The sequence below is a fragment of the Ruegeria arenilitoris genome (assembly GCF_013035425.1).
GTDB lineage: Bacteria > Pseudomonadota > Alphaproteobacteria > Rhodobacterales > Rhodobacteraceae > Ruegeria > Ruegeria arenilitoris_A.
The window spans coordinates 43,201-55,574 of sequence record NZ_WQHX01000006.1 but is presented as its reverse complement, the minus strand read 5'-3'; the positions used below and the strand labels follow the sequence as shown (position 1 = coordinate 55,574).

Below are 12,374 nucleotides of genomic sequence, written 5' to 3'. Positions count from 1 at the left end.
TCAGTCAGGCCGTTGCGTTCAATGTCGTCTTCAACCACGACTCCAAATCTGCAATTTGCGATTTAGACATGCGAAGGCCCAACTTACTGCGCCGCCATAAAATATCGTCGACTTCTCGAACATACTCATTAGTAATCAACCAGTTGACTTCCCGTTCGGTCAGCGTTGCCCCAAAGTTCCGGCCTAGGTCCACTATGTCTGAGCTATCTTCAAGTATCTCCATAGCTTCGGTTCCGTAGGCTTTAACCATGCGAGTGGCCCATCGCTCATCGAGAAATGAGAATTTTTCGCGAAGCTGCGTTATCAACTTAGACACGTCGTCGACGGGGAAATCTCCTCCCGGCAATGGAACACCTGCCGTCCATGGTCCGGGAATATCTGGTATCTGAGATGCAATCTCTTCCATCGCGCTTTCTGCAAGACGCCGATAGGTCGTGATCTTACCGCCAAAAACGTTCAGCGCAGGTGCACCCCGACTAAGGTCGACCTTTAGCACGTAATCCCGGGTAGCTGCCGTCGCGCTGCGTGCACCGTCATCGAAGAGCGGGCGAACTCCCGAATATGTCCAAACCACGTCATCAACTTTGATTGGATCGGCAAGATACTGGTTTATAAAGCCAATCAGATAGTTACGCTCTTCCGGAGTGCATTCCGGTTTGATCGAAGCGTCATTGTGATCCGCGTCAGTTGTTCCAATCAGGGTGAAGTCAGTTTCGTATGGAATTGCGAAAATTATTCGGCCGTCGGTTCCTTGAAAGAAGTAACACTTATCATGGTCGAACAAGCGCCTCGTTACTATGTGGCTACCGCGAACCAGGCGAACGCCATCTTGAGTATTGGTTTTTAATGTCCCGCGTAACACGTCCCCAACCCAGGGCCCTGCCGCGTTTACAACCATTCTTGCGGATCGTTCGGTGACCTCTCCGGTCTCCTTATTTTCGGTTTGCACATGCCAAACTCCATCAACAACGTCGGCAGAGATACATTTTTCCCTCAGCAGTATTTCCGCTCCGCGTTGTTCCGCATCCCGCGCGTTCAGGACCACCAACCGAGAATCTTCTACCCAACAATCTGAATATTCAAACGCTTGTTCAAAATGCGGCTTAAGGGGTTTTCCTTCCGGGCCGGAAGTCAAATCAAGACTGGTTGTACCCGGAAGTATTTTTCGACCGCCCAAATGGTCATACATAAACAAACCTAGTCGAATTAGCCATGCAGGGCGGCGACCTTTCATCCACGGCATGACAAAACTCAGCAGCCGCGATGTAGGCGTGGTTGAGTCAAAGCGCATACTGTGATGGTAGGGCAAAACAAAGCGCATCGGCCACGAGATATGGGGCATCGCCTGCAAAAGGGTTTCTCGCTCAATCAAAGATTCGCGGACTAGACGAAACTCAAAATACTCAAGATATCTCAGTCCACCGTGAAACAGCTTGGTCGAAGAAGCCGAGGTCGCAGAGCCAATATCGTTCATTTCGACCAGGCAGACACTTAGCCCGCGCCCTGCGGCGTCTCGGGCAATGCCGCAGCCATTGATTCCACCACCGATTACGAGAAGGTCATAGGTTTGTGACATCTTGTGGCTCCTACGCTTTGCACTAGCGGGCCACTCGTAAATGTCAAAAAACGCGCCCAAATAGAAGAAAAATATTTTCGTTTATGCTCTTTTTGTAGAAACATTGGAAATAAAAGAGGAAATCATCTACGAGAACTCGAGAATATTTAGCATTTTGGCAATTTATAACGTTAAACGAACATCATCGTTTGCGATTCCATTCCATTTGACACTATCTTCTTGCAACTGGCTTTTCAGGCGCGAGCGATGGTGCAAACACTTAGAAAACCCGAAATCATCAATATTGCCCGTCGTGAAGGCAAGGTAACCGTTGAAGGCCTGGTTTCATATTTTGGCGTAACTCCGCAGACAATTCGCCGCGATTTGACAGAGTTGGCAGAGTCAGGGGAATTGGAACGTGTGCACGGCGGTGCAGTATTGCCTTCAAACACCGTGAACATTGGATACGCCGAGCGTAGAAAATTAAACCAAGCGTCCAAAGTTGATATTGCGCGTAACTGCGTAAAGCATATTCCCAATGACTGCTCGCTGTTCTTGAATATAGGGACAACAACAGAAGCAATCGCTGCCGAACTGTTCAATCACACCGGATTGCTTGTGGTGACGAACAACCTCAACATTGCAGTAATATTATCCGGCCATCCTACGATTGAGGTGGTTGTTGCAGGGGGGCACTTGCGAAACTCCGACGGGGGCTTGGTCGGAGATCTTACACGTCAGGTGGTTTCACAATTCCGGTTTGATTTGGCCGTAATTGGTTGCTCAGCTCTGCACGAAGACGGAGATATTTTGGATTTTGATATGCGAGAGGTTGGAGTCAGCCAGACGATCATCGATCGAAGCGACAAGGTATTTCTTGTGGCCGACTCATCAAAGTTTGATCGTAAAGCGCCCGCGCGCATCGCCTCCCTGTCCGATATAGATACATTCTTTACCGATCAAGTTGTTCCGAAGCGCTGTGCAAAGCTGTGCGAGGAGGCCGGAACCAGAATTTCCGTCGCTGTTCCAGAGAGTAACCGCAGTTGACAGTATCCAAGCCTCGCTAAAGGCGTCTGCAGCTTAGAACCAGTAAGTAGAATTCAAGTTAAAAGCATATGGATGGAACGGCGTTTCCTGCACTGAAGTAAATTAGTCATGTCGCTTCTTGCAAATGGAATTCGTGAATCGTCAAACGCCTAGCTCCTGCTTCTGTAAAATAGACAGGAAAAATGGAGGCAATGATGACCACGCAAATCCAATCCCGGTCTCGGTCGGGTGGGCGTTCTGCCCGTCGCGCACTACGCACTATGCCCAAGTTCGATATGTTGCCTGGTCTAACGCGCAGCATTCCGTTGTGCGAAGTAATGGATGGAGCCCAAGTGGAACGCATCGACAACGCCTCAATGGACATACTTGAAAACGTCGGCGTTCAGTTTCGCGATCCAATTGCATTGGAAGACTGGAAAACAGCGGGTGCAAAGGTAAAAGGTGAGCTTGTTTATCTGGATCGAGGTCTAATACGCGAATTGATTGCGACGATACCGTCCGAATTTACTTATCATGCTCGTGATCCGGAAAAAAATGTCCGCCTTGGCGGAAAACATTCGATCTTTGTACCGATGACGGGCGCGCCATTCTTGCGGGATTTGGACGATGTTCGCCGAAATCCAACGCTGGACGATCTGGCAATGTTTCACAAACTTAGTCATATGTTGCCAGCTCTGCACTCCAGCGCACACCACATCGTCGAACCTTACGACCACCCAATTAGTCAGCGTCATCTGCAGATTACATATTCGTCGATGAAATATTCCGACAAAACTTTTATGGGAATGACAACGTCCCCAAAGAACGCTGAGGACGTCATGGAAATGTGCGCAATACTATTCGGCGAACAGTTTCTTGAAGATCATCCTGTTACAACTGGCAACTGCAACGGCAACTCCCCTCTTGTCTGGGATGAAACCATGCTGGGTGCAATGCGCGCGTTTTGCCGCCGCAATCAGCCTGTCTTGTGTTCTCCATTTGTCTTGGGAGGCGCAAACACGCCCGCCAGCGTTCCCGCGACAGTCGCACAGCTAAACGCCGAAGCGCTGAGTGCTTTGGCCTACACGCAGGTAATCCGCAAGGGCGCACCTGCAATCTACGGCCATTACCTTTCAACCGTTTCGATGAAATCCGGCGCACCAATGGCTGGAACACCTGAAATCAGCCTGATGAATTTCATGATCGGTCAAATGGCGCGGTACTATGACGTCCCCTGGCGCACGTCGAACACTTTGGGCGGGGCAAAAACATTTGATGCCCAAGCCGGTTATGAATCCGCGACCACACTTAGTGCCGTCATCCATTCGGGCGCCAATTATATTTGGCACAGTGCCGGTTGGAACGAAGCCGGAATGCACTGCTCTGTCGCCAAATTCATCGTTGACGCTGAACAATGTGCTATGGCCTATCGAATGGCCGAAGGACCAAAATGGGGTGACTTTGATCAGGCTTTGGCGGCTGTTCCGGATGTTGGCCCAGGCGGGCACTATCTTGGTCATCCGCATACTCAAGAAAATTTCCAAACCGCGTTTTTCATGCCGGAATTGTTCGACAATAATTCTATCGAGCAGTGGGTTGCCGAAGGAGAGGTCGAGATAACCGAGCGTGCCCTGAAACATGCGCGTAAATTGTTAACTGATTACGAGGAACCGAAACTGGATATTGCCAAGAACGAGGCGTTGTTGGACTTTATTGCGCGCCGTGAACGGGAGATTCCAGCAGCGGACGAACTAAATCAAAGTTTTTGAGTGCGTCGAGCCGACGAGATCCATCGATCGACGTCGACTGTTTCATATTTCCTGTCCCGTCATTCCTTACCCGAACGCCATTCTTTCCACGCCAGATAGCTGTTGGCACCAAGCGATGCGAGCGGTTCCGGCGGGAGGCGTGGCGGCATTGGTTGTTCCAGAAAATGATCGGCTATTTCTGACCCCCCATTCACCAACAGCTCGGCAACGCCCATGCCTTGCAACGTTCCGCGTGCAATGCCCAATCCGTTTTGGCAACAGGCCGAAAATACACCTTGTGCCAGCTCGCCGAATGCGGCGGAGCCGTTGCGGCTTAGGCACAACATACCTCCCCAGCGATGTTCCATGCGCACGTCTGGCAGATTTGGAAACCGTTCTAGGAACTTTAGGTCATGCACACGTCCGGCACTTTGCAGTCTCTTCGAGCTGGCCTCCATTGTCGGCTGAAAGCTGGAGCAGGTACGGATCAGAACTCGATCACCATAGCTACCAGATATTCGTCGAACAGAGGTACCCATTGGATCTGCCGGTGTCACGGACCATCGGCTTTGCCCGCCCAAAGTGCTAATCTGCTCGGGTGTAAGCGGTTCAGTCATCGACGCATAGAGACAGATGTGCATCAACCTGCGTTGAAAGAATCCAAAACTCTCCAAGTGACCATTATTAGCTAGGATGATGCGTCCAGTCGCAACCTGAGCAGCCGGTGTTTTGACCAGCCACCCCACGCCTTGTTTTTGGAATCCGGTCACCGGCGACTGTTCAAACAGATTTGTCAGTGTTGCCATATGCGAAGCCAATGCTCGGACATAACCCGCAGGCTGGATCATCACTGTGCCTGGTGCGTAAAGGCCCGAGGTATAATGTGGGCTTCCAGTGATTTCCCGCATCTCTCCTTGGTCCAACAACTTGAATGGCTCCCCCAGCCTTTCAAGATGCGTAGCGAATTCTCGATTGTGCTTATCCCCGGCACGGGTCGCCGCAGCGTTGAACTTTCCACATGGATCAAACATCTCGTCCGGCAGACCGTAATCCTGCGCAAAGTCGGTCGCGAACCCGATCGCTTTGCGGTTCAGAGCGATTGTTGCCCGATCCGCCTCAAGACCACCATGGCCCGCATAGTTTTCGGAAGCCAGATCATGCGGCAAATCGATCATAAATCCCGAATTTCGCCCCGCCGAACCGTCTGCAAAACGTCCAGCTTCCAAAAGAACAATTTTCAAAGATGGATCGAGTTGGTGCAATCTGCGAGCAGCGCTTAGCCCCGCAAACCCGCCGCCCACAATCGTGATGTCTGCTGAGATGTTGTTTTGCAATTGCGGCAGTATATTTCGCGGCTGCAGGATGGCATTCCATCCTGCTGGGCCGGTCTGCCTTGGAAGACGCCGTGCCGTGTACTCGGTCAATCCACGGCCTCATCCGTGTCATCGGCCAAATCAATCCAGATGGTTTTCAATTGGGTATATTGATCATGGGCATGAATAGAGTTGTCGCGCCCCCCGAATCCAGATTGTTTGAAGCCTCCGAACGGGGTCGAGATATCCCCTTCGCCAAAACTATTGACCGTGACAGTTCCTGCCCGGATCGCGCGCGCCCCCCGAATGGCTCGTTTGGTATTCGAAGTGAAGATCGAGGCGCAGAGACCGTATTCCGTGTCATTCGCAATGTTTATAGCCTCATCAAAGCCACTAACCTGAATCACTGAAAGTACAGGTCCAAAAATCTCTTCGCGTGCAAGTGCTACGTCGTTGCCACGGACCTCAACTACTGTGGCTTCGACAAATCCGTTGTCCGCCTTGCCACCTATTAGAACATTTTCGGCTTGGTCCAAATAACCGCACACCTTTTTGTAGTGACCGTCACTGACCAATGCACCCAAGCGCGTTTCAGGGTTCAATGGGTCGCCGACATTCCAATGTTTGACATGATGGGCTATGCGTTCCAGCAATTCAGCCTTAACATCCTTGTGCACTATTAGCCTTGAAGAGGCAGAGCAGTTTTCGCCCATATTCCAGAACGCCCCATTGACTACATGGGCGGCGACGCGGTCGAGGTTTTCGGCATCATCCATGACAATAGCAGGGTTCTTGCCCCCCATTTCCAACACAACTTCTTTGGCGTTGCTTTCTGCGGAATAGGTCAAAAACCGCTTGCCGGTGACAGTCGAGCCGGTAAAGGAAACCATGTCGATGTCCATATGCCGCCCAATGGGTTCTCCCACCTCTGCCCCACCGCCGGGCACAATGTTGAGAACCCCCCGCGGCAGTCCCGCCTCCATTGCCAGTTCTGCCATACGTAACGCGGTTAAGGTGGTTTCTGCGGCTGGTTTAACCACGACCGAACAACCAGCGGCCAACGCTGGCCCAATCTTCCAGGCCAACATCAGCAGTGGAAAGTTCCAGGGTAAAACCAGGCCAACAACGCCAATCGGTTCGCGTATGACCATAGCAATGTGGTCATCGCTGGCAGGTGAGACTTGATCATAGATTTTGTCGATCAACTCGGCATGCCATTTAAGACATTGGATCGTTTCAGGAACATCAACGGTTTCGCAATCGTAGATCGTCTTGCCGCTGTCGATGCTTTCCATCACCGCCAGTTCGCGTGCGTTGCGCGTCATAAGCTTGGTTAACCGGATCAACACGTCCTTGCGGTCCGATGAGTGCAATTTAGACCAGCGGCCGTCGTCAAATGCCTCTCGGGCTTTTTCGACGGCAAAGTCAACGTCTGCCGCTCTGCAGGCGGCTATTTCGGTCAGCTTTTCGCCCGTCGCTGGATTGATTGTTGTGAAAGTCTCTCCTGAGATCGCGGGGCGGAAGGCACCGTCGATGAAGGCACCCGTTGGCAGGGTCAAGTTTGCAGCAATGGACTTGTATTCGTCTTTCGTCAACAGATCCATATCTCTTACCCCTCAGCCACGATGTTGGAGATTGTTTTCTTTAGGACTCGCGTCACCTGTTCCAGTGCCCGCTTGTCATCTTTGTTCAGACCTTTGAGAGGGGGTCGCATCGCGCCCGCTTCGATCCCGTTCATTGTAACACCATGCTTAATGGTCTGAATAAATTTGCCACCCTGTTCGAGTACCCGCATCAAAGGCATCATTGCGGACATGATCCTGCGACCCTTTGCAAAGTCACCCTCAACAACGCAAGCCTGATAAAGCGCCACGTGCTCCGCTGGCAGGAAGTTAGACCCCCCGCATACCCAAAAAGGCGCACCCCAAGCGAAAAACTCCAACGCTTGATCGTCCATACCGCAACCAAGTTGTATATGAGGGTAGTCCCGGGCCAAAAGATGCACGCGATTGATATCACCAGAACTTTCCTTGATACCGCAGAAATTTCGGCTTTGCCCAACACGGTCCAGAAACTCCTCACCCATCATCGTGCCTGTCCGATGAGGATAGTTGTATAACATCACCGGAAGATCGGCGGCCTTGTCTATTGCCAAGGCATTCAATGCATTTTCTCTGTCGGTAGGCACCGAATAGGCCGGACTAGCTAAAAGAATGGCATCAGCGCCAATTTCACGTGCGCCTGCGGCCAGCGCAACTGAATCCGGGGTCATCATCGCCCCGGTGCCAATTACCAACGGCAATCGACCCTTCAGGCGTTCTTGTGTAAAGGCCGCCAGTTCCAAACGCTCAGAAACCGTCTGCGAGTAGTTCTCTCCGGTCGAACCGCCGGAGATAAGCCCGTGAACGCCGTTTACGACCAGAAACTCAATCACGTCGGATAGTGCGTCCCAATTGATGCTGCCATTTGTGTGATAGGGAGTAACGACCGGAGTATAGATCCCGTCAAATTTGAATAAGGGGGTCATTTGCATCCTCAAGCAGATGTCTTTCGCGCCATCGAACCCATTGGTACGTCCAGTGCTGCTGGTGTGACGTACTGTTCGATCTGGCCTCGAGACAGGTTCCAGTGATCGGTCGCCAACTGCGCAGCAGCAGCTTCGTCGCACGTTTCGATGGCGGCGATTATTGCGTCATGCTGACTGCTGGCCTCGGATAATTTATCGGCCATCAACTGATCCTGTGGACGGTAGAAGGTCATGCCTATTCGGGCGTGGTCGATCAAAAGACGCTTGAAAGACGGCAGAAGATACACATTGTCCGCCATCTCACCGGTGATTTCATGAAACTTGTTGTTGGCCATGGCGCGATCGGCAGCTGACCCTGACCTTAGCGTCGCCTTGAACGTGTCTTGCGCCAACTTGAGGGATTTAATTTGGTCCGGTTTGGCATTCGTTGCTGCCAACTGCAAAACAGCACCATAGATCATTGGCGCCGCCAGAAAAAAATCCCGCAACGTTGTGTAAGTCATTGCGGATACCCGAGCACCTCGGTTTTCGCGCAATTCAACAAATCCTTCACCCGCGAGCTGGCGAAAAACTTCGCGCAATGGGGTACGCGACAAGTTGAACTCTTCAGATAAGCTTACCTCATCAAGATCTTCCCCCGGGTTCAAGGCAAGCGTCAGGACAGCCGATTTCAAATGCTCGTAAAGTTCCGACTTCTTGCTTCGGGACGCATCTTTCATTGATTTACCTATGTTGAACCATGTTTTCAGCTTCAAGCTGTATATTGAAAATGCATTTTGTATACAATAAGAATCTATACTGTACGCAAAGAGGTGATCCTGCTTCTGAACAACTGCGCAGATTAGTAAAACTACCTAAAGTATGAATTAAGTTTTGTTAGTAAGGGTACCATGAGAGACACCCAGCATTTTACCTTTCTACTGATCGAAGAATTCTCGCACCTTGCGTTTTCCTGCGCCGTAGAACCCCTTCGCATTGCCAATCTAGTCAGCGGTGAGACCCTGTATAATTGGTCTTTTCTGTCTGAAAACGGCGAGACCGCTACATGTTCGAACGGCACGGTAACCTTGGTGAATGGCGGAATATCCAGTATTCCGAAATGTGACCGGCTATTTGTTTTGTCCGGGATAAATATGCGTGACTACGCCAGTCGCCCCCTGTTGGCAGCTTTGCGACGAGAGCGTGCACGCGGCACATCCATCGGGGCCTTGTGCTCCGGTGCATGGCTGTTGGCCGAAGCTGGCTTTCTCAATGGTCAACAAGCGGCCATTCACTGGGAATACCACGATAGCTTTATGGAGGCCTTTCCCGAAGTGAACCTCGTCCGCAGCGTTTTTGTGGCCGACGGCAAACATATCACCGCATCCGGAGGAACGGCGACTGCTGATCTGATCCTACACCTAATTGAAATTGATCATGGGCCAGATCTTTCAATCGCGGTGGCCGATCAAATGGTCTATAACGCTGTGCGGAATGCAACTGCAGAGCAACGCGTATCACTGCAGTCAAGAAATGGGATGCGAAATGCCCATCTCGCCAAGGCGATTCAAATTATGCAGCAAAGGCTTGAAGCGCCGGTTTCCCCTTCGGAGATCGCCAATCAGCTTGGTATCTCAACCCGACAGCTGGAACGCTTATTCGGAAAATACTTAAATGCATCGCCCAAACGGTACTTTATGGAAATGAGGCTGGAACGCGCCCGAAACCTGTTGCTGCAAAGCGAAGCTTCGGTAACCGAGGTGGCCATTGCGTGCGGGTTTGAAAACCCAGGCCATTTTTCTCGGGTCTACCGGGCCAATTTCGGGATCACGCCTCAGATGCAAAAAAACAAGATTGACTGATTTTTCGCGCCTCAATCCCATTGTACATAAAATACTTAACGCTGATTTCCTTTTAATGCGTTCGTCAAAGCATCACCTATCGCGTTGTTTCGAGTATTTTCGTGGGGCTTTCCGCCTTTTCCACCGCGGTTTTTCCCGCCATCTTTGGAAGTTCCGGAACTGCCCCTAGACTGGCCTTGTGGGGTCAAGGACCCACTACCTTTACGCATACTCAACCCAATCCTTTTTCGCGGCGCGTCGACCTCAAGCACACGAACTCTAACGACCTGACCTGTTTTCACGATTTCATGCGGATCCTTTACGAACCGGTCAGCCAGTTGGCTGACATGGACCAAACCGTCCTGATGTACGCCAATGTCTACGAATGCACCAAATGCAGCGACGTTCGTTACCGTTCCTTCAAGCATCATTCCGGGCTTTAGGTCCGATATCTGTTCTATGCCTTCGGTAAAACTGGCGGTCACGAAGTCAGGCCGAGGATCCCTTCCGGGTTTTTCGAGCTCGGCAAAGATGTCGCGTATGGTCGGCAGGCCAAATGACTCATTAACGAATTGTTCTGCGTGCAATCCGCGCAGCGACCCTTCTTTGCCCATAATCTGCCGGATATCTCGGCCGCATTCCGCCACGATTTTGCTGGCAACTTCGTACGCCTCTGGATGCACCGCAGAGGCGTCAAGCGGTTCGGAACCACCCCGGATGCGCAAAAAACCCGCACATTGTTCAAACGCATGCGGCCCTAGGCGCGCGACTTGCAGCAACTCGTTTCGCGATCGGAAAGCACCGTTAACGTCACGATGATCTACGATGGCTTCAGCGAGAGCAGGACCTAACCCGGAGACATGCGATAACAATGGTGCTGAGGCGGTATTGAGGTCCACGCCGACAGCGTTGACCACATCCTCGATCACTGCTTCTAGAGATCGGGATAGGCGGTTCTGATCAACGTCATGCTGATATTGGCCCACACCTATGCTTTTGGGCTCAATCTTTACAAGTTCGGCCAGCGGGTCTTGCAAACGCCGCGCGATCGAGACCGCGCCGCGCAGCGAAACGTCCAGCTCCGGGAACTCCTGCGCAGCCAGTTCTGATGCTGAATAGACCGACGCACCGGCTTCTGAGACTACAACCTTGGTTGGGCTTTTCATAGATTTGGGTAATTGCGCGAGTGTGTCGCTAACCAATCGTTCTGTCTCGCGACTGGCAGTGCCGTTGCCAATGGCGATCAGTTCTACTTCATGACTTGAGATCAGGTTCAACAGGGCGGCTTGCGCTCCACGCAGATCGTTTTTGGGTTGAAAAGGGTAGATCGTTTCCGTCGCCATCAACTTACCGGTTGCGTTCACAACTGCGGCCTTTACACCTGTTCGAATACCCGGATCCAAACCAAGCGTTGTGCGGGCGCCGGCCGGGGGCGATAACAACAAATCTTTTAGATTTCGGGAAAAGACCTGAATGGCCTCCTCCTGAGCCCGCCCTCTTAATTCCGCCATCAGTTCGACCATCATCGACAGCGACAGTTTCACCCGCCAGGTCCATCCGGCCACTTTACGTAACCAAGTATCGCCAGGTCCGGTTCCACGAGTATCCAGATGAGCGGCAACTATGTTTTCGGCGCGGGCCGTTCCTGTTTCCGGATCAGGGGCAATATCCAGCGAAACAATCCCTTCTTTCGAAGCACGCAGCATAGCCAACGCACGATGCGAAGGAACCTTTGACCACATCTCGGAATGATTGAAGTAATCGCTGAACTTGGCACCTTCTTGTTCTTTGCCTTCGATCACTTTGGCCCACAACCGGGCCTCATACTGCATAAAGCTTCGCAGTTCACCCAGAAGGTCAGCGTTTTCCGTCAGTTGTTCCGCGATAATATCCCGCGCCCCGTTCAGCGCATCTTTGGTCGACTCAACAACATCCGACAAAAAGTTCTGCGCAATGATTTCCGGATCCAACTCGCGATTATTCAGGATGGCATTTACCAACGGCTCCAATCCATTTTCGCGGGCAATCATTGCCTTGGTGCGCCGTTTGGGTTTGTAGGGCAGATATATATCTTCAAGCTGAGCCTTGGTTTCTGCTTGGGCAATAGAACGCGCCAATGAATCGGTTAACTTGCCTTGATCCTTGATCGCACTCAGAATCGTATCGCGGCGCGCCTCGAGTTCTCGCAGATAGACCAGACGCTCCGCCAATAAGCGCAGCTGCATGTCGTTCAGACCACCTGTAATCTCTTTGCGATAGCGGGCAACAAAGGGTACCGTGGAACCTTCATCCAAAAGACGAACGGCGGCAAACACCTGTTCCGGACGCGCATTGATTTCAGTAGCGATAGTTTGGGCGATAAGATCCAAAACACTCTCCTAGGAT

At 51.7% G+C, this 12,374-nt stretch carries 9 protein-coding genes; 3 read left to right on the top strand and 6 right to left on the bottom strand.

Annotation, left to right across the window (positions count from 1 at the left end; translation table 11 throughout):
* Positions 1–4: 4 nt before the first annotated feature.
* The gene (gene glpD, locus GOV45_RS16385) at positions 5–1,576 is read right to left on the bottom strand and encodes a glycerol-3-phosphate dehydrogenase (protein WP_170479784.1); all 1,572 of its coding nucleotides are present in this window, start codon (positions 1,574–1,576) and stop codon (positions 5–7) included.
* A gap of 246 nt (positions 1,577–1,822) precedes the next feature.
* Here glpD and GOV45_RS16380 point away from each other — a divergent pair, with 246 nt between their 5' ends.
* Positions 1,823–2,602 carry a DeoR/GlpR family DNA-binding transcription regulator gene (locus GOV45_RS16380; protein WP_170479782.1) on the top strand — a complete coding sequence of 260 codons (780 nt, stop codon included), beginning with the start codon at positions 1,823–1,825 and terminating at the stop codon, positions 2,600–2,602.
* Between the two features lie 194 nt (positions 2,603–2,796).
* The gene (locus GOV45_RS16375; protein WP_170479780.1) at positions 2,797–4,350 is read left to right on the top strand and encodes a trimethylamine methyltransferase family protein; all 1,554 of its coding nucleotides are present in this window, start codon (positions 2,797–2,799) and stop codon (positions 4,348–4,350) included.
* 59 nt (positions 4,351–4,409) lie between these two features.
* Here the strand turns inward: GOV45_RS16375 and GOV45_RS16370 are convergent, their stop codons facing one another.
* From GOV45_RS16370 to GOV45_RS16355, 4 genes are read right to left on the bottom strand one after another with little or no spacing between them, the layout of a single operon-like run.
* Positions 4,410–5,753, bottom strand: a complete 1,344-nt coding sequence (locus tag GOV45_RS16370; RefSeq protein WP_170479778.1) for an NAD(P)/FAD-dependent oxidoreductase — start codon at positions 5,751–5,753, stop codon at positions 4,410–4,412.
* Entirely contained in the window at positions 5,750–7,246 is a 1,497-nt protein-coding gene (locus GOV45_RS16365) for an aldehyde dehydrogenase (RefSeq protein WP_170479776.1), read from the bottom strand. Before GOV45_RS16365 ends, GOV45_RS16370 begins: the two co-directional genes overlap by 4 nt.
* 5 nt (positions 7,247–7,251) lie before the next feature.
* A complete protein-coding gene (locus GOV45_RS16360; RefSeq protein WP_170479774.1) occupies positions 7,252–8,169 on the bottom strand; it encodes a dihydrodipicolinate synthase family protein in 918 nt (305 codons plus the stop codon).
* Between the two features lie 8 nt (positions 8,170–8,177).
* Entirely contained in the window at positions 8,178–8,888 is a 711-nt protein-coding gene (locus GOV45_RS16355) for a GntR family transcriptional regulator (RefSeq protein WP_170479773.1), read from the bottom strand.
* Positions 8,889–9,059: 171 nt separating this feature from the next.
* Here GOV45_RS16355 and GOV45_RS16350 point away from each other — a divergent pair, with 171 nt between their 5' ends.
* Positions 9,060–10,010 (top strand): GlxA family transcriptional regulator, encoded by a 951-nt coding sequence (locus GOV45_RS16350; protein ID WP_170479771.1) that lies wholly within the window; start codon positions 9,060–9,062, stop codon positions 10,008–10,010.
* Positions 10,011–10,045: 35 nt separating this feature from the next.
* Here the strand turns inward: GOV45_RS16350 and GOV45_RS16345 are convergent, their stop codons facing one another.
* Positions 10,046–12,358, bottom strand: a complete 2,313-nt coding sequence (locus tag GOV45_RS16345; RefSeq protein ID WP_170479769.1) for a Tex family protein — start codon at positions 12,356–12,358, stop codon at positions 10,046–10,048.
* Positions 12,359–12,374: the final 16 nt, after the last annotated feature.